Origin of the sequence: Pseudomonas sp. MYb60 (genome assembly GCF_002979555.1) — a bacterium.
Classification (GTDB): domain Bacteria; phylum Pseudomonadota; class Gammaproteobacteria; order Pseudomonadales; family Pseudomonadaceae; genus Aquipseudomonas.
In genome coordinates this window covers 29,813-50,094 of record NZ_PCOZ01000013.1, presented here as the reverse complement: position 1 = coordinate 50,094, position 20,282 = coordinate 29,813, and the positions used below count along the sequence as shown (strand labels likewise).

The 20,282-nt window shown below is 63.7% G+C and carries 18 protein-coding genes; 3 read left to right on the top strand and 15 right to left on the bottom strand.

Annotated features, from left to right (window positions below; all coding sequences use genetic code 11):
- Positions 1-8: 8 nt before the first annotated feature.
- The 10 genes from CQ041_RS19965 to CQ041_RS19920 all read right to left on the bottom strand — a co-directional run bounded on the left by CQ041_RS19965 (position 9) and on the right by CQ041_RS19920 (position 12,217).
- Positions 9-713, bottom strand: coding sequence for an ABC transporter ATP-binding protein (locus tag CQ041_RS19965; protein WP_105524176.1), 705 nt, complete (start codon positions 711-713; stop codon positions 9-11).
- The gene (locus CQ041_RS19960) at positions 706-1,428 is read right to left on the bottom strand and encodes an ATP-binding cassette domain-containing protein (protein ID WP_105524175.1); all 723 of its coding nucleotides are present in this window, start codon (positions 1,426-1,428) and stop codon (positions 706-708) included. Before CQ041_RS19960 ends, CQ041_RS19965 begins: the two co-directional genes overlap by 8 nt.
- A complete protein-coding gene (locus tag CQ041_RS19955) occupies positions 1,425-2,450 on the bottom strand; it encodes a branched-chain amino acid ABC transporter permease (protein ID WP_105524174.1) in 1,026 nt (341 codons plus the stop codon). Before CQ041_RS19955 ends, CQ041_RS19960 begins: the two co-directional genes overlap by 4 nt.
- A complete protein-coding gene (locus CQ041_RS19950; protein ID WP_105524173.1) occupies positions 2,450-3,319 on the bottom strand; it encodes a branched-chain amino acid ABC transporter permease in 870 nt (289 codons plus the stop codon). The genes CQ041_RS19955 and CQ041_RS19950 overlap by 1 nt, the downstream gene beginning before the upstream one ends.
- A gap of 10 nt (positions 3,320-3,329) precedes the next feature.
- A complete protein-coding gene (locus CQ041_RS19945; RefSeq protein WP_105524172.1) occupies positions 3,330-4,568 on the bottom strand; it encodes an ABC transporter substrate-binding protein in 1,239 nt (412 codons plus the stop codon).
- 595 nt (positions 4,569-5,163) lie between these two features.
- Complete coding sequence (locus CQ041_RS19940; RefSeq protein ID WP_105524171.1) at positions 5,164-6,495, bottom strand: cytochrome c; 1,332 nt, start codon at positions 6,493-6,495, stop codon at positions 5,164-5,166.
- Between the two features lie 16 nt (positions 6,496-6,511).
- Entirely contained in the window at positions 6,512-8,731 is a 2,220-nt protein-coding gene (locus tag CQ041_RS19935) for a molybdopterin cofactor-binding domain-containing protein (RefSeq protein ID WP_105524170.1), read from the bottom strand.
- A complete protein-coding gene (locus tag CQ041_RS19930) occupies positions 8,731-9,186 on the bottom strand; it encodes a (2Fe-2S)-binding protein (RefSeq protein WP_105524169.1) in 456 nt (151 codons plus the stop codon). Before CQ041_RS19930 ends, CQ041_RS19935 begins: the two co-directional genes overlap by 1 nt.
- A gap of 229 nt (positions 9,187-9,415) precedes the next feature.
- Positions 9,416-11,116: an AMP-binding protein gene (locus CQ041_RS19925; protein WP_105524168.1), complete on the bottom strand. Its 1,701-nt coding sequence runs from the start codon at positions 11,114-11,116 to the stop codon at positions 9,416-9,418.
- 141 nt (positions 11,117-11,257) lie between these two features.
- Positions 11,258-12,217, bottom strand: a complete 960-nt coding sequence (locus CQ041_RS19920; RefSeq protein WP_105524167.1) for a sugar phosphate isomerase/epimerase — start codon at positions 12,215-12,217, stop codon at positions 11,258-11,260.
- A 189-nt stretch (positions 12,218-12,406) separates the two neighbouring features.
- On the opposite strand from CQ041_RS19920, the gene CQ041_RS19915 reads away from it, so the two are divergent.
- On the top strand, positions 12,407-13,429 hold the full coding sequence (locus CQ041_RS19915) for a LacI family DNA-binding transcriptional regulator (RefSeq protein WP_105524166.1): 1,023 nt from the start codon (positions 12,407-12,409) through the stop codon (positions 13,427-13,429).
- 111 nt (positions 13,430-13,540) lie between these two features.
- Positions 13,541-14,317: an ABC transporter substrate-binding protein gene (locus CQ041_RS19910; protein ID WP_105524165.1), complete on the top strand. Its 777-nt coding sequence runs from the start codon at positions 13,541-13,543 to the stop codon at positions 14,315-14,317.
- Positions 14,318-14,393: 76 nt separating this feature from the next.
- Here the strand turns inward: CQ041_RS19910 and CQ041_RS19905 are convergent, their stop codons facing one another.
- The 4 genes from CQ041_RS19905 to CQ041_RS19890 form a co-directional block, all read right to left on the bottom strand.
- Positions 14,394-15,023 carry a transcriptional regulator gene (locus CQ041_RS19905; RefSeq protein ID WP_105524164.1) on the bottom strand — a complete coding sequence of 210 codons (630 nt, stop codon included), beginning with the start codon at positions 15,021-15,023 and terminating at the stop codon, positions 14,394-14,396.
- Positions 15,023-16,156, bottom strand: a complete 1,134-nt coding sequence (locus CQ041_RS19900; protein WP_105524163.1) for an FAD-binding oxidoreductase — start codon at positions 16,154-16,156, stop codon at positions 15,023-15,025. Before CQ041_RS19900 ends, CQ041_RS19905 begins: the two co-directional genes overlap by 1 nt.
- On the bottom strand, positions 16,153-17,097 hold the full coding sequence (locus CQ041_RS19895) for an ornithine cyclodeaminase family protein (protein ID WP_105524162.1): 945 nt from the start codon (positions 17,095-17,097) through the stop codon (positions 16,153-16,155). Before CQ041_RS19895 ends, CQ041_RS19900 begins: the two co-directional genes overlap by 4 nt.
- A gap of 68 nt (positions 17,098-17,165) precedes the next feature.
- Positions 17,166-18,104, bottom strand: a complete 939-nt coding sequence (locus CQ041_RS19890; protein WP_105524161.1) for a LysR family transcriptional regulator — start codon at positions 18,102-18,104, stop codon at positions 17,166-17,168.
- 109 nt (positions 18,105-18,213) lie between these two features.
- Between CQ041_RS19890 and CQ041_RS19885 the strand changes: the two genes are divergently transcribed.
- Complete coding sequence (locus CQ041_RS19885; protein WP_105524160.1) at positions 18,214-19,713, top strand: CoA-acylating methylmalonate-semialdehyde dehydrogenase; 1,500 nt, start codon at positions 18,214-18,216, stop codon at positions 19,711-19,713.
- Positions 19,714-19,767: 54 nt separating this feature from the next.
- Here the strand turns inward: CQ041_RS19885 and CQ041_RS19880 are convergent, their stop codons facing one another.
- Positions 19,768-20,064 (bottom strand): DUF6124 family protein, encoded by a 297-nt coding sequence (locus CQ041_RS19880; protein WP_105524159.1) that lies wholly within the window; start codon positions 20,062-20,064, stop codon positions 19,768-19,770.
- Positions 20,065-20,282 lie beyond the last annotated feature (218 nt).

Sequence of the window (20,282 nt, the reverse complement as noted above, 5' to 3'; positions counted from 1 at the left end):
CAGGTTCCTTATACATGAAAGCCCATGAAGCGCTCGGCGATGGCTTCGGCGCTGGTGAGGGCCGGGTCGACTTCGTCCACCAGTTGGCCGTTCTCGATGATCAGGATGCGGTCGGACAAGGCACTGAGAAACTCGATGTCCTGTTCAACCAGGATCACCGCCAGGCTCTGTTCCACACGCAGGCGTTGCAGGGTTTCAATGATTTCGTCGCAGATCGAGGGCTGGATGCCTTCCGTGGGCTCGTCCAGCAAGATTATCTTCGGCTCGCCGCACAGGCAGCGGGCCAGGGCCAGCAGCTGCTGCTCACCGCCGGACAGCGCGCCGCCGGGTTGGTCGAGCAGGCGGTGCAGGCGCGGAAAGTAGGCGAGGATGCGTTCGATGGTCGCGTCGGCGTTGGCGAAGTCTTTCACGCAACCCATGCGCAGGTTTTCCCGCACGCTCAGGAACGGGAAAATCTGCCGACCCTGTGGCACGTAGCCGATACCGGCGCGCGCACGTTTGTGGGCGGCGGCCTGGCTCAGGTCTTCACCGGCAAAGTGCAGGCTGCCGGCCATGGCGGGGAGTTCGCCCATCAAGGCGCGCAGCAGGGTGGTCTTGCCCATGCCGTTGCGACCCAGCACGCCCACGCAGGTATTGGCCGCGCAGCTCAAGCGAACGTCGCGCAGCACGGGAATACGCCCGTAACCGGCGGATAAACCAGTGACATCAAGCATGTTTGATCTCCTGCTTGCCCAGGTAGGCTTCGCGCACGGCGGGGTCCTGGGTCACCTCGGCAAAACTGCCTTGGGCCAGGATCGCGCCTTGGTTGAAGACGGTGACGGTGCCGGCGATCAGGCGGATGAATTCCATGTCGTGCTCGACCACCACCACGGTGCTGTGGGCGTTGATTTCCTTGATCAGCGCGGCGGTCTTGCGCACTTCCTGGTAGGTCATGCCGGCAGCGGGTTCGTCCAGCAGGACCAGTTCCGGGCGCGAGGCGAGAATCATGCCCAGCTCCACCCACTGGCGTTGGCCGTGGGCCAAGTCCCCGACCAGGCGCGTGCGCAATTCGGTGAGGCCGATGCGTTCCAGGGTTTCCTCGGCGGTGTTGCGGGCGTGGCCAGGGCCTTGCCGGCGGCTGGCGGCCAGGCGCAGGTTTTCGAGCACATCCAGGCCATCGAACACGCTGGGGGCCTGGGTCTTGATGCCGATGCCAAGGCGGGCGACTTGATGCGGTGCCCGCCCGGAAATGCGCTGGCCCTTGAAGTGGCACACGCCACGGGTAGGTTTGAGCTGGCCGCTGAGCATCTTGAAAAACGTGCTTTTGCCGGCGCCATTGGGGCCGATCAGGCAGCGCAGTTCGCCGCTTTCCAGGCTGAAGTCGACGGCATTGACCGCATGCACGCCGCCAAAGCTGACGCCCAGGCCTTGGGTTTGCAACAGGCTCATAGTGCGCGCTCCTGGGTCGGGATCGGTTGCGGGCGACGTTGGAAAACGCGCGCGACGCCGCTGCTCAAGGTCGGCAGCAAGCCGCGCGGCAGCAACATGACAAAGGCCAGCAGGATCAGGCCCAGCACAAAGCCGCTGTCCACATGCTGCTGTTCACCCAGCCGTGCCATCAGTGCCTGGATGCCGATGCACGCCAGGATTGGCCCGAACAGGGTGCCGCGTCCGCCGACGATCACCCAGATGATGATCTGCGCCGACTGCGCCAGCCCGAATACGCCGGGGCTGACAAACGCGCCCCAGTTGGCGAACAGGCAGCCCGCCAGCCCGGCGATGCCGCCGCCCAGGCTGAATACGATCAGCTTGTGCAGGCGCGTGTCGTAGCCCAGCAGGCCAGCGCGTTGTTCATTCTCGCGGATCGCCACCACCACCTTGCCGAAGCGGCTGGCGAGCAGCCCACGCAGCCCCAGGTAACAGAGGATCAACGTGCCGCCGATCACCTGGAACAGGGTTTCCGGCTCCAGCACGCGTTCGGGGTTGAACGGAACGTTGAGGGTGGGAATCGCCGGGATACCGTTGAACCCCCCGAGCAAGGCGCTGCCGATGTGGTACTCGGAACCGGACGTGGAGTTCATCACGTTGAACAGAATCAGGGTGACCGCGAGGGTAATCACGCCTAGGTATACGTCGCTGATACCGCCGTAGAACATGAAGTAACCCATGGCCGCCGCCACCAGCGCCGGCACCGCGATGGCCAGCAATACCGGCCAGGTGCTGTCGCCCAGGTTGATCACACCGATGGCATAAGCGTAAGCCCCGAGGCCGAAAAACGCCGCCTGGCCGAAGCACAGGATGCCGCCAAAACCCCAGATAAACGCCAGGCTCAGCGCCAACAGCGCCATCACCAGGTAGATGGTCAGGGACAGCAGGGTAAACAGGTCCAGCCACTGCGGCAGGACCGCCACCAGCACGGCGGCCAGGGCGCAGCCGAGTACGGGCAGCAGGGTGCGGGTATCAACAGGCATCAGAACGCCCTCCGAAAGAAACGACCGGTAATGCCTTGGGGCAATACGCGGATCAACACAATGGCCGCCAGCAGCAACGCCACTTCACCGAACACTGGGGTGCTGAAGAACGTCACCACCTGGCTGATCACGCCGAAGCCGCCGGCGGCGCTGAGGGTGCCGGTAATCACCGCACTGCCGCCGCCGATCACGGTAATGAACGCCTTGGCGATGTAGCTGGCGCCCAGCGTGGGAATCACCCCGGTGAGCGGTGCCAGCACCGCGCCACCGAGACCGGCCAGCGCCGCGCCCAGCCCGAACGTGAGGCTGTAGATGCGCCCGGGGTTGGCGCCCAGCGCCGCCGCCATCTTGGCGTTCTGCATGGTGGCGCGGGCGCACAGGCCAAAGTGGGTAAAGCGCAGCAACGCCCACATGCCCAGCAGCACAGCCACCGCTACGCCGATCACAAACAGGCCGTAGCCGCTGGTTTGATAGGCGCCAATGCTGACGCCCGGCAACGGCGAACTGATGCCCACCGTGGTGTTGCCGAACAGCATGGTGGCCGCGCCGGTCAGTGCCAGGCTCAGCCCCCAGGTGGCGAGCATGGTATCGATCATGCGGCCGTACAGGTGCCGCACCAGCAGGCGCTCCACCAGCATGCCGAACAACCCCACGCTCAAAGGCGCCAGCACCAGGATCGAAATCCAGATGGGCACGTGCAGGTGATGGGTGGCGAGCACGGCGACGTAACCGCCGAGCATCATGAATTCACCGTGGGCCAGGTTGATGATTTTCATCATCCCGAACACCACCGCTAGGCCGATGCTCAGCAGCACCAGCGTGGCGATGGCACCCACGATTTGCAGGGAGAAAATGGCAGCCCAATCCATGTCGGCCTCCTTACAGCGCGATGCTGTATTGTTTTGCGTCACGCGGGTTCTTCACCAGGTCGCACACGGCGGCGGTATCCGAAGGTGCTTGCTGGGCAAAGCTCTCGACCACTTCCAGGCGGTGGTCGCGCACCTCGGCGATGTGCACGTCGAGAATGCAGTGGTGGGTGGCCGGGTCGATGCTGACCTTGCCGCTCGGCAGGTCCAGGCTGATGCCCTTTTCCAGGGCCTGGGTCACGGCCATGCGCTCGACCGTGCCGGCCTGGCGCACGCCTTCTGCCCACAGCATCATGCCTTGGTAGGCGCCCATCGCCAGCTCGGTGATATACGGGTAGTCGGCGCCGAAACGTTTGTGGAAACGCTCGACGAAGGCCTGGTTCTGCGGCGTGGCGAGTTCCTGCACATAGTTCTGGCAGATCAGGATGCCGTTGCATTCCTCTGGCGACAGCACGATGTGCTCGTTGCCTCCGGCGAAGGTCGTGGAGGCGATCGGCAGCTTGCCCGTCATGCCTGCCGCCTTCCATTGGCGGTAGAACGACATGTGCGCGCCGCCCACCAGGGCCGACCAGACGAAGTCCGGCTTGGCGTCCTGGATCTTGGAGATGGTCGCGCCGAAGTTGGTCACGTCCAGCGGAAAGAACTCGATGCCCACGCTTTCGCCGCCGGCTTGCTCCACATACTTCTTCACCCAGGCGGTGACAATCTGCCCGTAGTTGTAGTCGGCCGCGACGATGTAGACCTTCTTGCCCCACTTTTTCGTGACATGGGACACCAGTTTTTCAACGGTCTGGCCAGGGGTGACGCCCGTGCCGAAGAAGTTGCGGTCGCACACGCCGCCTTCGTACTGGTTGTTGTAGAAATACAGGGTCTTGTAGCGGTCCAGCACCGGGCGCACCACTTCACGCGAGGCCGACGTGATCCCGGCGTGCACCACCGCCGCACGGTCCTTGAGCGCCGCCTGCTGGGCGTATTGCGCGTAGAGCTGCATGTTCGACTGGGTGTCGTACTTGATCAGGTTGAGCGGGCGACCGAGCAGGCCGCCGGCGCTGTTGAGGGTTTCGACCGCAAAGGTGAGGGCGTCGACGATGGGCTTGCCATAGATGTCCAGGCCACCGGAGTTGTCGTAGAGCGAGGCGATATTGATCGCGTCGTCGGCGGCAAATGCCGAGAAACTCTTCAAGCTCAAGGTGGACAGCGCAGCCGCGGAAATCGCGGACGTCCGCAGGAAAGCACGACGATTCATAGCCATTCGGAAGACTCCTGGAACCCGGACCCGCACCTCCAGCGCAGCCCGAATTGAAGTCAGGCACGACGCTTGGCGCTGGATGAAAAAAGGTCTGGGAAGAAATGCAGGCGGGGGAAGGAGGGCCTGATTTCACATACCGACGACGCTGTCGGCTGAATGTGTGAGCCGTTTCGCTTGAGACACCGGCCGCATCGTTGAGGCTGGGTCGCCCATCGCAAGGGATGGGGGAAACGAGTACCGCAAGGCGCGGCGGTGTCTCAAAAGCAAGCTTCAGGCCATAAACGATATGTTCATGATTTAAAAGGTAATGCTGGAATTCGCGCCTTGTGGCGACGCCCTGAAAACTGTCACTTGGGTAGAAACGACGCACCGCAAGTGTGCATTTGGGGTGCAGTTCATTGGATTTGCGCCAGACCCGCAAAACAAGCCCACCGCCAGTCCCCTGTGGGAGGGGGCTTGCCCCCGATAGCGGAGTGGCAGGCAATAGATGTACTGGCTGAACCACCGCCATCGGGGGCAAGCCCCCTCCCACATTGGATTCGCGTCAGACCCGCAAAACAAGCCCACCGCCAGCTCCCACACTTCACCCAGTAGCCCGCTAGCGCATGTGCAAGATAATCGGGCTGCTGCTCGCCGGGTCGGTGTGCCCGCGCAGCTTGCCCACCGCCTGCGCGTCCACCGCGCCGCCTGCATTGCCCCAGGTGCTGCGCACATAGCTCAACACCTCTGCAATCTCCTGGTCAGACAATTGCTCACGGAACGCTGGCATACGGTAGGCATCCGGCACCCCGGCGACCACCACGCGTTGCGAGCCGTTGAGGGTGATGTTGATCGCCGAGGCACTCTCCTTGGCCAGTGCCGAGGTAGCGCCAGCCAGAGGCGGCATCCACTCAGGCTGCCCCTTGCCGTCCAGGCCGTGGCAGGACGCGCAGCGCGTCGCATAGGTGTGCGCACCGGGCCCGCTGTTGGCGGAGGCCGTCTGGTACTGCCACGGGGTGCCGTCACGCTGCGGGTCGCCTGGCAGGGATTTGAGGTAGCGTGCGATGGCCGCCAGGTCCTCGTCGGCCATGAACTGCGTGGAGTTGTTGAAGGCTTCGGTCATCGAGCCGTAGACCACCGCATGCTGGTTGCGACCGGTCTTGAGGAACTGCACGATCTGCGCTTCAGTCCAGCGCCCCAGCCCGGTGTTGGGGTCTTGACGCAGGCTGGGCGCGTACCAACCGTCCAGCAGGGCGCCAGCGAGGTAGGGCTTGCCGGACTCATCCAGGGCTTTTTCATTGAACGCCAGGCCGCGCGGCGTGTGGCAACTGCCGCAGTGGCCGGGGCCCTGGACGATATAGGCACCACGGTTCCACAGCGCATCCTGCTCGGGCTTGGCCGCGTAAGGCTCACTGGGGGCGAACACGCCATTCCACAATGCGATCGGCCAGCGCAGGTTCAACGGCCAGGGAATATCACTGGGGATATTCGGCTCGCTGGCCGGTTGCACGCCTTTCATGAAGAACGCGTACAGCGCGCGCACGTCATCGTCGCTGAGCTTCACATAGGACGGGTAGGGCATGGCCGGGTAGAGTCGGCGCCCACCGGGTGCCACACCGTGGCGCACGGCGCGATCAAAGTCGGCCAGGCTGTAGGTGCCAATGCCGTGTTCGCGGTCCGGAGTGATGTTGGTGGCGTGGATGGCCCCCAGCGGCGTGGCCATTTCCAGGCCGCCGGCAAACGGTGTCTTGCCCGGCAGGCTGTGGCAGGCCACGCAGTCGCTCAGGCGCGCTACGTACTCGCCGCGGCTGATCAGTGCGGCGTCAACCGGTGGGGCTTGTTCAAGCGGTGAAGGGGGTTGGCGGGTAACGTACCAGGCCAGCACACCTGCGGCGACCAGGCAGGGCAGCGCCAGCCAGCCTGCGGTTCTTACGAATCGACGGTTGTTCATGGGCGATCTCTGTCGGTTAGCTGAAAGTGTGTCGGCTCAACGGCAAGCTGCGGATGCGCTGGCCGGTCAATTGCGCCACTGCATTGGCCACGGCCGGCGCCACGGCGGGCAGCGGGGGTTCACCGATGCCGCCCATCTTCTCGCCACTTTCGACGATCCGCACATGCACCTGCGCCATTCGCGACGGCGGCAGAATCGGGTACAGGTCGTAGTTGCGCGCCCGTGGTTTGCCGTCCACGTACACCGCCTCTTCCAGCAACGCCTGGGACAAGCCCAGCGCCACGGCGCCATTGACCTGCGCCTCGACAATGGCCGGGTTGACGATGCTGCCGGGGTCGATGGCTTCCCAGATCTGATGCACCTTGACCTGGCCGCTTTCGATCGAGACTTCGGCGATGACCGCCGCATGGGAGCCGAACGGTGAAGCCATGGCCACCCCGCGTGCGCGCTTGCTGCCGTCCTCGGCCGTGTAAGGACCGCGCTTCCAACCGCCGGACAGCTCGCCCACCGCCTGCAACAGGGTGGTCAGGCGGGGGTTGTCGCGCAGCAAATGCAGGCGCAACTCATAAGGGTCGTGACCGCCCTTGTCCGCCAGTTCATCCAGGAATGCCTCATAAAAGAAGTCATTCAGGGAGTTGCCCACCGAGCGCCAGTAACCCAGCATCGCCGGGCCTTTGACGTAAATCTGCGCGATCCGTTTGTTGGGGATTGCATAGGCCTTGCCCGTCAAGCCTTCGAGGGCCGTGGGGTCAAGTTTTTCGCCTTGCTTGCCAGCGATGGCCTCAGTGGGGCCTTCGGTGGCGCTCACCGCTTCGATGGCCACTGGCAGGCCTTTGTCATCCAGCGCAGCGCGGAACTTGACCACCGCCACCGGGCGCAATACATCGCGCAGGAACTCTTCTTCACGGCTCCAGATCAGCTTGACCGGACGGCCTACCGCCTTGGCCAACGCGATGGCCTGGGGGTACGGGCTGGCCGAGTCATACAGGAAGTGCCGGCCGAAAAAGCCGCCCAGCAACGGTGAGTGCAGGTTGATTTGCGCGATGTCCAGGCCGGTTCGCTTGGCAATATCGGCACGGAACATGTCGGGCGCCTGGTTGGGCAGCCATACGTCCAGCGTGCCGTCCGGGTTGAAGCGGGCCAGGGCTGACGGCGGCTCCAGTTGCGCGTGGTGCAGGTACTGGTTGTGGTAGGTCGCTTCGACCCGGGTCTTGGCCCCGGCCAACGTGCCGGCCACATCGCCTTCGTTTTCGTCGTCACGCGCCGGGCCTTGCTGGGCGGCGAGAAAATCGCGGAAACCATCGCTGGAAAAGTCCGCCGGCATGGCGCGCACTTGAGAATCTGGCCCTGGCTCCAGCCAGTCGACCTGAATCGCTTCCACCGCGCGCTTGGCGTGCCACCAGCGCTCGGCGACCACCGCCACGGCGCCGGGCAGCGTGTGAACGGAATGCACCCCTTTCATGGCCTCGACCTGTGCCTGATTCCGCAGGCTGCCCACGGTCATGCCCAGGCGCGGGGCGTGTTGCACGGCGGCGTGGAGCATGCCGTCGACTTTTTGATCAATGCTGTACAGCGCCTTGCCGGTGGATTTGTCGTAGGCATCCAGGCGCTTCACCGGTTTGCCGATCCAGCGGAATTGGCTTGGGTCGCGCAACGTGAGGGTGGACGGATCGGGCACTGGCATATCAAGGGCGCGGCCGGCCAACTCGCCGTAACCCAGGGACCGTCCGGACGCGGCATGCACCACGCGACCCGGTTGAGTGGTCAGCTCGGCCACCGGCACACCCAGTTGCGCGGCGCCGGCCTGCAATAACATTGCCCGCGCCAGAGCGCCAAGGCGACGCATGGTCGGGTAGCTCATGCGCACCGACATGCTGCCGCCGGTAATGCGCATACCGTTTTCCATCACCACATACGCTTCGCCGGGAGGCGCGGCTTCGACCACGAACGTCGCGGGATCGGCATCCAGCTCTTCGCCGACAATCTGCGCCATGGCCGTGTGGGTACCCTGGCCGCCTTCCATGAAAGGACTGAGCAGGCGCACGCTGCCGTCGGGGCGAATTTCCAGAAAGGCCGGCACCTGGGTGCCGCGTTCAGCGGCCGTGGCAGCCTGCACTCTGGACGTACCCAGTGGCAGGCCGAAACCGATCACCAGCGCGCCTACGGCGGTACTGGCCAGAAAGCGCCGGCGCGACAGGTTCACGGGAGTATCGAACAAGTCTTTGGGGATGCTCATCAGGCACGCTCCGGTTTGGCCAGGTCGTGCATGGCAGCGTGGATGGCGTTGTAAGTACCGCAGCGGCACAGGTTGATCATCGCCGCTTTGATCTGCTCATCATTCGGCACAGGGGTGTGCTTGAGGAGGGCGGTGGCCGCCATGACCTGCCCGGACTGGCAGTAACCGCATTGCGCAACTTGTTTCTCGACCCAGGCTGCGACGACGCGCTTGCCCACGTCGTCGGCCTCAATGGCCTCAATGGTCGTGATCTCGCGCCCGACCACCGCAGCCACCGGCGTGACGCAACTGCGTACCACGTTGCCATCGACCAGCACTGAACATGCGCCGCATTGCGCCAGGCCGCAGCCGTACTTGGTACCGGTCAGCCCCAAGTCATCGCGGATGACCCACAGCAAGGGCGTGTCCGCGTCGGCATCGACCTCGAAGGCCTGTTGGTTGATACGTAATTCCATGGCTCACCTGCTGATCGACGGTAGGTGCGGCCTTTATGAATGCAGTGGCCGCTTATTGTCGAACTCTAGACCACTGCGCAAGAGGTAAGTATCCGGTAGTCGAGAAGTTCGCAGGATCAGGCAAGTATTCGAGAGGATTGGGTGAGCTGATCAGGGTGGTGCTGGCACACCTCAGTCCACATGTGGGAGGGGGCAAACCCCTTCCCACATTTTTTGCCGAGGCTGTCCGTCACGCGGTGGGGGTGGTTAGCGCAAAGTCCTCCTCGAAGTACTCCTGCTCACCTCGCGTCTCGCTCTGGCGCCGGACCACCTCCATCTGCCGCAACTCCACCCGGCGGATCTTGCCGGAGATGGTCTTGGGCAGTTCGCTGACAAATTCGATACGCCGCACCCGCTTGTACGGCGCGAGATTGTCGCGGGCGAAGGCGAGGATGTGGCGCGCCAGTTCATCATCGCCCAGCGCGTCGTGGGCAAGGATCAGGAAGGCCTTGGGCACGGCCAGGCGCAGCGGATCGGGGCTGGGCACCACGGCCACTTCCATCACGGCCGGGTGTTCGATCAGTGCACTTTCCAGCTCGAACGGGCTGATGCGGTAGTCGGAGGCCTTGAACACGTCATCCGCACGGCCGACGAAGGTGATGTAGCCGTCGGCGTCGATCTGCGCGGTGTCGCCGGTGCGGTAGTAACCATCACGCATGACCTCGGCGGTTTTCTCCGGGCTGTCCTCGTAGCCCAGCATCAGGCCGAGCGGGCGCACATCCAGCGGCAGCGCGACTTCACCTTCGGTGCCAGGCACGCCGTCCGGGTCCAGCAGCGCCACCCGATAGCCAGGCAGTGGGCGGCCCATGGAGCCGGGCTTGAGCAACTGCCCCGGCGTGTTGCCCACCAGCGCGGTGGTTTCCGACTGGCCGAAGCCATCGCGCAAGGGCAGGCCCCAGGCGTGCTGGATCTGTTCGATGATTTCCGGGTTCAACGGCTCACCGGCGCCCACCAGTTCGCGCAGGTTCAGCCGTGATTTGTAGCTGGCCAGGTCTTCCTGGATCAGCATGCGCCACACGGTGGGCGGCGCGCACAGGCTGGTCACGCCGTAGCGTTCCAGCGCACTGAGCAACGTCGGCGCGCTGAACCGTGCGACGTTATGGATAAAGATGCACGCCCCGGCATTCCACGGTGCGAACAGGCAACTCCAGGCATGCTTGGCCCAGCCCGGAGACGAAATGTTCAGGTGCAGGTCGCCCGGTTGCAGGCCGATCCAGTACATCGTCGACAGGTGCCCCACCGGGTAGCTCTGGTGACTGTGCAGCACCATCTTCGGCTTGGAGGTGGTGCCGGAGGTGAAATACAGCAGCATCGGGTCGCTGGCCAGGGTCTGGCCTTCGGCGTCGAATTGCTCGGCGTGCGCGAAGGCGGCGTCATGGGCGACCCACCCGGCGGGCGCCGTGCCCACGCAGACGCGGGTGCAACCGTCGGCGAGGCCGGCGAATTTGCCGGTATGAGCCTCGCCCACCACCAGGTGGCGGACATGGCCGCGTTCGATACGGTCGCGCAGATCTTCGGCATTCAACAGGGCCGTGGCGGGGATGACCACGGCGCCAAGCTTGAACGCGGCGAGCATGGTGTCCCACAGTGCCACGTCGTTGCCGAGCATCAGCAGCACCCGATCACCGCGACCCACACCGAGGGACCGCAGGTGATTGGCGACCTGGTTGGAGCGCGCGGCCAGTTGCTGGAAGCTGTAGCGTTGCTCGCTGCCGTCCTCTTCGACAATCCACAGCGCGTTGGCCGAGTTGCCTGCAGCCATCACCTCGAAGTAGTCCAGCGCCCAGTTGAACTCCCCCAGTTGCGGCCATTGGAAGTCACGCACGGCAGTGGCGTAGTCGGTGCGGTGGGCGAGCAGGAAATCCCGGGCGGCCAGGAAAGGGTGCGTCATGGTCATTGTCCTTGATTATTGTTGTAGGGACTGACCCCCGGCTCAGCCGGGTGGCTGAACCGAGTATAGGCACGCAAAAATCAGAGATGAACGCTCAAAAACACCACTCGGTTGTGCAAAAAACTCATGGGTGGGAGCGGCTCAAATGGCCTGCGGCTTGAAGTCGCTGACGCCGACGGGCATCACCCCCTGCAGCAGCGTCACGGACTTTTGCAGGCCTTCCAGGCTGTTGAGCAGCACGTCTTCATGTTCGATGGACAACCAGCCGTCATAGCCGGCCATCTTCAGGCGGTAGCAGAACTGGCGCCACCACTGTTCGCCATGGCCGAAGCCGAGGGTGATGTAGGACCAACTGCGCGCCGGCACGTCCATCAGTGAGCCGGTTTCCAGCAATGAATCCACCGCCTGCACTGGCGTGTTGAGCAGCGTGTCCTTGGCGTGCACGTGGTACAGCGCATCGCCCAGGGCATCGGCGGCGGCCAAGGGGTCGGCGCCCATCCAGAACAGGTGGGACGGGTCGAGGTTGGCGCCGATCACCGGGCCGATGGCCTCGCGCAGCTTGAGCAGGGAACGCACGTTGTATACGCACTGGGCACCGTGCAACTCCAGGGCAATGCGCTCGACGCCGTTGGCCTTGGCCAGGTCGGCGATCTCGCGCCAGAACGGCAGCAGGCGTTCCTCCCATTGATAGCGCAGCATGGTCTGGGTTTCCGGCGGCCAGGCGGTGACCACCCAGTTGGGCGTGCGGTCGCCTGCCTGGCCTTCGGGCAAGCCGGACATGGCGCAGACCGTCTTGATCCCCAACTCGCCCGCCAGGCGAATCGTGTCCCTGAGGCACTGCGCCTGTTCCGGCTGGGTGGGGTGCAACGGGTTGCCGTTGGCATTGAGGGCAATGATTTCCAGGCCGTGGTCCTGGAAGTTGCGGGTGAAATCGCGGCGGGCGGCATTGTTGTCGAGCATCTGCGCCAGGTTCAAATGGGGCGCGGTTGACCAGCCGCCCGTATTCACTTCCAGGCCGGAAAGGCCCATGCGTTCGGCGTGCTGGAGGACATCGCCCAAGGGCAGGTTGCCCAGGGTGTCGGTGACAAAGCCCAGTTTCATGGTTGCATTCCTGACGAATTGTTGGGGTTGTTGTGAGGCGATTATTGGCAGCGCGGAGGGCTGATTCAAGGACGAGCAAGGGCCTATCCTGATGGGAAAGCCATCATTTTTTTCCGGAGCTCAAAGTCGGTTTCCAAGGTTTTATCGGCTATAAGTGATGGCAACTCCATCATTCAGGCCATCTCGTCCATGCCCCGTCAGACTCCCGCAGCAGGTTGGAAAGGCCCCACGGTCGAGCAGATTGCCAAGGTCGCCAGGGTCGGGCCGGCGACGGTGGACCGTGTGCTCAATAACCGCAGCGGGGTTGGTGAGAGCACCCGGCTCAAGGTCTTGGCGGCGCTGGACAAGCTCAGGCAGGACCTCGCCAATGGCATGGCGACCTTGCATATCACGCTCTTCTGCGACTCAGGTGAAACCTTCAATGCGACCCTGGCCGACGCGCAGGCCGCCATCAATGCGTCGACCCCCGGCGTGGTCATCCATGGCGAGTACCGCTCCAGCCACCAGGTGGATCCTGCAGCCTTTGCCGACCAGGTTCAGGCCGAGGGGGCGTCCGCCGACGGCGTGATTGTGGTCTCTCGCGAGCACCCGGCGATCAACCGGGCGATTCGCAGCCTGTGCCGCCAGGGCATTGCGGTGGTCTGCCTGACCACCGACCTGCCCAACTCCGGGCGCAGTGCCTACGTGGGTAACGACCAGTATGCGGCGGGCAGTGTCGCCGGGTTGCTGGTCGGCAATGCCCTGGCGCGGCAGAAGGCGAAGATTCTGCTGGTCACCAGTGAGCCGTTTCGTTGCCAGCAGGAGCGTGAAATGGGCTTTCGACGGGTGCTGCGTGCCGAGTTCCCGCACCTGAAGATCGATGAGCGGATGCTCTCCGATGACAGCCCGCAGACCATCGCCACGCAACTGACCCGCTATTTCGCCCGGCACGCCTGCCCGGCGGCGATCTACAACGTGGCGGGGGCCAACCGTGGCGTGGCCCAGGCGCTCGGCACCCTCGCCGAGGGCCAGCGTCCAGTGTTTGTCGGTCACGAGTTGACGGTGCACACCCGGGCGCTGTTGGAAGCAGGCGTCATGGACTACGTGGTGTCCCATGATTTCGTCGGCGAAGTGGCGGCGGCGGTGCGCTGGATTCGTGGCGCACTGGACGGCGCACGGGCGGCACCGCCCTTTACCCGGGTGCTGGTGCATACGCGCTACAACTGCGATTGACGATGGGTACTTAAAAGTCCAGTATGGAATTATAAGTATAAAAGCAGTGTCGCCCGCTCGATCCTTTTCTTCGCTCTTGCCAAATCAACAACAACTTGCGAGATCTCCGTCATGAAGAAATTCCCCCTGATCACCGCGCTGGCCCTGGGCCTGATCGTTTCCGGCCCGTTGCTGGCCGCCGAGAAAACCCTGCGTATCGGCATCGAGGCGGCGTACCCGCCGTTCGCGTCCAAGACGGAAAAAGGCGAGATTGTCGGCTTCGACTACGACATCGGCAATGCGCTGTGTGCGCAGATGAAGGTTAAGTGTGTGTGGGTCGAAGGCGAGTTTGACGGCCTGATTCCTTCCCTCAAGGTGAAGAAAATCGACATGGCGTTGTCGTCCATGACCATCAACGAGGACCGCAAGAAGTCGGTGGACTTCACCCACAAGTACTATTTCACTTCGTCGCGCCTGGTGATGAAGGAAGGCGCGGTGGTCGATGACGGGTACGCCAGCCTCAAGGGCAAGACCGTCGGCGTGCAGCGCGCGACCACCACTGACCGTTACGCCACCGAGGTGTTCGAGCCCAAGGGCGTCACCGTCAAGCGCTACAGCAACAACGAAGAAATCTACATGGACCTGGCGGCCGGGCGACTGGACGCGATCTTCGCCGACACCATCCCCTTGAACGACTTTCTGCAAATGCCTCGGGGCAAGGGCTACGCGTTTGTCGGGCCGGAGCTCAAGGACCCGAAATACGTGGGCGAGGGCGCCGGGATTGCGGTGCGCAAGGGCAACGAGGCGCTGGTGAGCGCGTTGAACACCGCGATTGACGGGATCCGCGCGAGCGGCGAATACCAGAAGATTTCCCAGCAGTATTTCAAGGCCGATATCTACGGCGACTGACACCCAGGAAACCTGGGCCATATGAAGATCAAACGTGGGAAGCGGCTTGCCCCTCCCACATGTGAATGCGGTGTCATCAAGATCCCTTCAATTCCTTGAGGTGCTTGTAGACGGTCGCTCGCCCCATCCCCAGCACGTTCGCCACGTAGTTCGACGCGCTCTTGCCCTTGAACGCCCCCTCGGCATGCAGTGCCAGCACCAACTCGCGCTTGTGGTCGCGGTTGAGCAGGTTGAGGCTCAGTTGGCGCTCGCGCATCCAGGCATGCAAGAACGTGTTGATTCGCTCCTGCCAGTCATCGCGAAACAGCGAGTCCGGCTGCGGGATCAGTTTGCTCGGCGACAGGAACAGATCCAGCGCCGCCTTGGCGTTCTCGAACAGTGAGATATTCAGGTTGATACACAGCACCGCCAGCCGGCGGCCCTTGTGGTCGTGGAGCACGGTGCTCAAGCTGCGAATTTTCTGACCGTCCCAGTTGAGCTTTTCGTAGGGGCCGATATTCACCTCGCTGACGTCTTCGCTGAGCATGTCTTCCAGCGCCGAATCATCGCCAATCGCGCGTTTCGACAGGTTATTGGCGATGTAGTCGACCTTTTGCGAGCGCAAGTCGTGCAGCACCGCTTCGGCGTGGGGAAAGAACAGCGTGGCGATGGCGTCGGCCATCGCGCGGAAGTTCTGCATGACCTTGTCTTGTTCAGCGGTGTTCATCAATGGGGCTCCAGGCGGGCAGGGGAGAGCATACCAGCGTCGAGGCCGAACCGTGTCAGCGCCTCCGGCAGCGGTGCACCGCGCACCAGGGCAGCGCTGGCCTGGCCCATGGCGGGCGAGGTCTGGATGCCATAGCCGCCTTGCGCAGCGACCCAGAACAGGCCGGGTACCTGAGGGTCGAAGCCGCTGAGCAAATCGCCATCGTGCACAAAGCTGCGCAGCCCGGCCCAGGTACGGGTGGGGCGGCGGATGGTCAGGGTGGTGGCTTCCTCAATCTGGTAGATGCCCATGGCAATGTCCAGTTCTTCGGGCTGGATGTCCTGGGGCGCCACCGGGTCGGCGTTGGCCGGCGAACCCAGGAACATGCCGGCGTCGGGCTTCATGTAGAACGATTCGTCCAGCGCCACCAGCATTGGCCAGTGGTGGGTGTCGACGCCGTCGGGGCCGGCGAAGATGAACGCTGAGCGGCGCTTGGGTTGCAGGCCGATGGGCTGGGCGCCGGCCAGCGCGCCGAGCGTGTCGGCCCACGCACCGGCGGCGTTGATGATGATCGGCGCGCGGTAAGATGTTTCGCCGCATTGCACCTGCCACAGGCCTTCGGCATCCCGGTGCAGCGCCTGGACGCCGTGGTCGGTCAGCACCTCGCCACCGTTGCGGCGGATACCGCGCAGGTAGCCCTGGTGCAGGGCGTCGGTGTCGATATCGCTGGCGGTGGGGTCATACAGCGCGCCGTGGACTTTTTCGCGCCGCAGAATCGGCATTTTCGCACAGGCTTCATCGGCACTGAGCAACTCGACCTGCGTCACGGTGGCCTTCGCGCTCTGATATTGGGCGTTCAATTCGGCCGCATCACCGGTGAAGTCCACGGTCATTTCGCCCCGTGGCGTCAGCAGCGGGTGCTCGCAGAAACCGGGCGGCGGGTTATCGAAAAACGCGCGGCTGGCCAGGGTCAGCGCGCGCACTTGCGGCGTGCCGTAGGCGGCGGTGTAGAGCGCCGCCGAGCGTCCGGTGGAGTGATAGCCCGGGTGGCTCTCGCGTTCGAGCACCAACACCTTGCCGTGCTGCGACAGCCAGAAACCGGTGGACGCGCCGGCAATGCCGCCGCCGATGATGATGAAGTCTGCGTGGTTCATAGGGTTCTCCGAAGCGCGTTGGCCAGTGCGATGTCTTCCAGGCCCAGGCCGATGGAGCGGAAGTACACATGACGGTCGTAGGCGGGGCGTTGGACGTGGTCGCTGAGCAGTTCCGGCAGGTCGCCGATCACCTGGCGTTTGTCCCAGCCGTGTTGCTCGGCAGCGATCAGCATCTCGCCGGCCGAGCCAGGGGTGGTCTGGCGATAGTCGCAGTAGACCTGCATGGCGTTCAGCGAGTGCGGCGGGATTTCGTGAGCGCGGGGCGCGTTGGTGCTGATGGAGGTGATCAACCCGGGCTTGCTCAAGCGGGACGGATCGATCACCGGCCCGGCGGAGGACGTGCACAGCAGGATCACGTCGGCGTCTGCCAGTGCGGCGTCGACGCTGGGTGCGAAGGTCAGCCGTGGGTCCAGGCTTTTGAGGTGGTCAATTGTTGCATCATCGGCGCTGGCCAGGCTCGGCGAATACAGGCTGATGGACTGCCAGTCGCGCAGGTCCTTCACGTAGTGCAGGTGCGCCTGGGCCACGTTGCCACTGCCGATGATCGCCAGGCGTTGCGCGGCCAATGGCGCCAGTGCATCCACCGCAAGCGCCGTGGTGGCGGCGGTGCGGGCGGTGGTCAGTTCGGCGGCGTCGCACAACAGCAAGGGTTGGCCGGTATGCGTCGACATCAGCAGCGTCCAGGCCGTTACCAGCGGGCCCTGTTCGCGCACGATGTACGGCGACGTCTTCACCCCGTATACCCCGTCTTCGGCCAGCACGCCCAGGTAGTTGATAAAGTCGCCGGCGCCCTGGGGAAACTCCACCCATTGCTGTGCCGGTTGCACCGCATGCCCTGCAGCCAGGTCGCAGAACATCTTGCGCAGGATCTGCGGCACATCGATTTGCGCGAGCAACGCGCGGGCCTGGGCCTGATTGATCACGTGTGGGGTGCTGGACATGGACGGCTCCGTATCTGAACTGTTTTGTCCATTATGGACTTTTGGTTCTGATGGGCAAGGGGTAAACCTCAACCCGCGAAACGAAAGCCTGCGGACAGTTTCTCCTTCAAATAGCCAACCAACACGCTCACCGACTTCGGCACATGGGGCGAGTACGGGCGAATCAGGTAGATCTCATCGGCAAAGGCGCCCTTGAGCGTCCAGTCCTTGAGCACCTGCACCAGCTTGCCGCTGGCGAGCGCCGCATGGGCGCTGAAATCCGGGAGCAGGGCAATGCCCAGGTGGTTGAGGGCTGAATCGCGCAGGGCTTCGCTGTTGTTGGTGGCGAAGCTGCCGGAGATGGGCACGGTGAGGCGTTCGACGTTTTTAGTGCCGCGTTCGAAGGTCCACGCCGGCTGGTCGGTGCCGCGCGGGTAGAACAGGCAGTTATGGGCCGAGAGCTCGCCGGGTGCGCGGGGTTCGCCGTGGTGTTGCAGGTAGTCCCGGGTGGCGACCAGCACCGAGCCGGTGTCGCACAGCTTCCACGCCACATGGGTTTCCGGCACCTGGAAACCGTGACGAACCGCCAGGTCGTAGCCTTCGGCAGCCAGCGAACTGAGGGCATCCGACACATCCAGCTGAATGCGCACCTGCGGGTAACGCTGCAAAAACTCCGACAGGTGTGGCACCAACTGCTGACGGGCGAACGCCACCGGAGCCGTTAGCCGCACCAATCCGCGAATTTCCCCGACCGAATCGCGCACCGACGAGAAGCTGCGGGCGATCTGTTCATAGGCGCTGCGCACGTCGCGGGTCAACGACAACCCCGCGTCTGTGAGCCTGACGCTGCGCGTGGTGCGGGTTACCAACTGGGTGCCGGTGGCCTTTTCCAGGTCGGAAATCCGCTGGCTCACGGCGGATTTGCTCACGCCCAGGCGCGTCGCCGCAGCCGTGTAGGTGCCGTGCTCCTCCAGCACTGACAGCCAGTGGATATGGGTCCACAGCCCTTCGATCTCAGCCTTTTCCATGGTGTAATTGTTCGCATATATGGACAATAAGTTCAGGATTCTGCTCTGGTTTGGAACAAAGCGAAAGTCTATGGTGTGGCCATCGCTTATTCACCTGGGATCGACTGCCATGACAACTACAATCGAGCACTACATCAACGACCAGCGCGTGTCCCGCGATGATCGCTATCAGGACGTCTTCAACCCGGCCACCGGCGAGAAGACCGGCCGCGTCGCCCTGGCCAGCCGCCAGACCGTCGCCGAAGCCGTTGCCGCCGCGCAAGCCGCCTTCGACGGTTGGGCCGACACGCCGCCGATCCGCCGCGCCCGCGTGCTGTTCCAATACCTGCACCTGCTGCGCGAGCGCAAGGACGACCTTGCGCGCATCATCGTCGCCGAGCACGGCAAGGTCTTCACCGACGCCCAGGGCGAAGTGGACCGGGGCATCGACATCCTCGAATTCGCGTGCGGCATTCCCAACCTGCTCAAGGGTGAGCATTCCGACCAGGTGTCCCGTGGCATGGACAACTGGACGATGCGCCAGCCGCTGGGTGTTGTCGCGGGCGTGACGCCGTTCAACTTCCCGGTGATGGTCCCTATGTGGATGTACCCGATCGCCATCGCAGCGGGCAACACGTTCATCCTCAAGCCTAGCCCGACCGACCCGAGCGCCTCGCTGTTCATGGCGGAGCTGCTGCATGAAGCCGGCCTGCCCAAAGGTGTGTTCAACGTGGTGCAAGGTGACAAGGAATCGGTGGACGCGCTGATCGAACACCCGGACGTCAAGGCCGTGAGCTTTGTCGGCTCGACGCCGATTGCGCAATACATCTACGAAACCGGCGCTCGCCACGGCAAGCGTGTCCAAGGCCTGGGTGGCGCGAAAAACCATATGGTGGTGATGCCTGACGCCGACATCGAAAAAACCGTCGATGCGCTGATGGGCGCCGCCTACGGCAGTGCCGGCGAACGCTGCATGGCGATCTCCGTGGCGGTGCTGGTGGGTGACGTGGGCGACAAAGTCATCGCCGCGCTGACCGAACGCGCCAAGCAATTGCGCATCACCGACGGCCGCGACCTGAAAGCCGAGATGGGCCCGATCGTGTCCCGCGCCGCGCTGGAACGCATCAGCGGCTACATCGAGCAAGGCGTGCAATCCGGCGCGCAATTGCTGCTCGACGGGCGTGATTATGTGCCCACCGAAGCCGGCCTGGAAAATGGCTTCTGGCTCGGCGCGACGCTGTTCGACCACGTGACCCCGGAGATGAGCATCTACCGCGAAGAAATCTTCGGCCCGGTGCTGGCCTGTGTGCGCGTGAACGACTTCGCCGAAGCGATCAAGCTGGTCAACGACCACGAATTCGGCAACGGCGTCAGCTGCTTCACCCGCGACGGCAACATCGCCCGTGAGTTTGCACGGCGGATTCAAGTCGGCATGGTCGGCATCAACGTACCGATCCCGGTGCCGATGGCCTGGCACGGGTTTGGCGGCTGGAAGAAGAGCCTGTTCGGCGACATGCATGCGTATGGCACAGAGGGTGTGCGGTTCTACACCAAGCAGAAGTCGATCATGCAGCGCTGGTCGGAGAGCATTGAGCAGGGCGCCGAGTTCGCGATGCCCGTCTCCAAATAACTGAAGCCAGTACGCGTTCATCTGTGGGAGCTGGCACGCCAGCTCCCACAGTGTTTATCCGCGTTTCAGGCAGTCGATGGAGCGATCCACGGTGGTCTTGGCGATTTCCAGCAGATGCCACACCGCCAGAATTTTCGCCCGCTCGGGGCTCTCCAACTGCTCACCACAATCCAACGCCGTCGCCGAGGCACTGTCGAGCAAACTGGCGGTGTAGAGCAGGGCGTCTTCGACGCTCAGGTCTTCGTTGACCGAGTGGAAGCCTTGGGTGGGCAGGTAGTGGTCGATGGCGCGGTTGAAGGCTGCGCGGTCTTTGGCGGGGTCGATGGGTGGGTCGGGGACGACTTTATTCATGGTGTACCTTCGCGTTAGATGAGAAAGCGACACCCATCGCGACTAAACGAGGGTGGCGGCTGTACGCAGGTTAGTCGACCGGTTCCAACGCGAAAATTCCGGCGCACCCGAAGGTGCCCTGCGCACAGCCACCATGAAGTCTCACGGAGGGCCAGGCACGCGTTCGAAATCCGGGCGACTAAACCCGATCACTGAATGGGCAGTGACGGACCGCAGAC

What these genes read in the sequence shown, in the direction of transcription:
- CQ041_RS19935 (WP_105524170.1), bottom strand. Translation starts at nt 8,731, where the DNA reads ATGAGCATCCCCAAAGACTTGTTCGATACTCCCGTGAACCTGTCGCGC.
- CQ041_RS19930 (WP_105524169.1), bottom strand. Translation starts at nt 9,186, where the DNA reads ATGGAATTACGTATCAACCAACAGGCCTTCGAGGTCGATGCCGACGCG.
- CQ041_RS19890 (WP_105524161.1), bottom strand. Translation starts at nt 18,104, where the DNA reads ATGGAAAAGGCTGAGATCGAAGGGCTGTGGACCCATATCCACTGGCTG.
- CQ041_RS19945 (WP_105524172.1), bottom strand. Translation starts at nt 4,568, where the DNA reads ATGGCTATGAATCGTCGTGCTTTCCTGCGGACGTCCGCGATTTCCGCG.
- CQ041_RS19965 (WP_105524176.1), bottom strand. Translation starts at nt 713, where the DNA reads ATGCTTGATGTCACTGGTTTATCCGCCGGTTACGGGCGTATTCCCGTG.
- CQ041_RS19895 (WP_105524162.1), bottom strand. Translation starts at nt 17,097, where the DNA reads ATGTCCAGCACCCCACACGTGATCAATCAGGCCCAGGCCCGCGCGTTG.
- CQ041_RS19885 (WP_105524160.1), top strand. Translation starts at nt 18,214, where the DNA reads ATGACAACTACAATCGAGCACTACATCAACGACCAGCGCGTGTCCCGC.
- CQ041_RS19960 (WP_105524175.1), bottom strand. Translation starts at nt 1,428, where the DNA reads ATGAGCCTGTTGCAAACCCAAGGCCTGGGCGTCAGCTTTGGCGGCGTG.
- CQ041_RS19940 (WP_105524171.1), bottom strand. Translation starts at nt 6,495, where the DNA reads ATGAACAACCGTCGATTCGTAAGAACCGCAGGCTGGCTGGCGCTGCCC.
- CQ041_RS19905 (WP_105524164.1), bottom strand. Translation starts at nt 15,023, where the DNA reads ATGAACACCGCTGAACAAGACAAGGTCATGCAGAACTTCCGCGCGATG.
- CQ041_RS19910 (WP_105524165.1), top strand. Translation starts at nt 13,541, where the DNA reads ATGAAGAAATTCCCCCTGATCACCGCGCTGGCCCTGGGCCTGATCGTT.
- CQ041_RS19925 (WP_105524168.1), bottom strand. Translation starts at nt 11,116, where the DNA reads ATGACGCACCCTTTCCTGGCCGCCCGGGATTTCCTGCTCGCCCACCGC.
- CQ041_RS19950 (WP_105524173.1), bottom strand. Translation starts at nt 3,319, where the DNA reads ATGGATTGGGCTGCCATTTTCTCCCTGCAAATCGTGGGTGCCATCGCC.
- CQ041_RS19920 (WP_105524167.1), bottom strand. Translation starts at nt 12,217, where the DNA reads ATGAAACTGGGCTTTGTCACCGACACCCTGGGCAACCTGCCCTTGGGC.
- CQ041_RS19915 (WP_105524166.1), top strand. Translation starts at nt 12,407, where the DNA reads ATGCCCCGTCAGACTCCCGCAGCAGGTTGGAAAGGCCCCACGGTCGAG.
- CQ041_RS19900 (WP_105524163.1), bottom strand. Translation starts at nt 16,156, where the DNA reads ATGAACCACGCAGACTTCATCATCATCGGCGGCGGCATTGCCGGCGCG.
- CQ041_RS19955 (WP_105524174.1), bottom strand. Translation starts at nt 2,450, where the DNA reads ATGCCTGTTGATACCCGCACCCTGCTGCCCGTACTCGGCTGCGCCCTG.
- CQ041_RS19880 (WP_105524159.1), bottom strand. Translation starts at nt 20,064, where the DNA reads ATGAATAAAGTCGTCCCCGACCCACCCATCGACCCCGCCAAAGACCGC.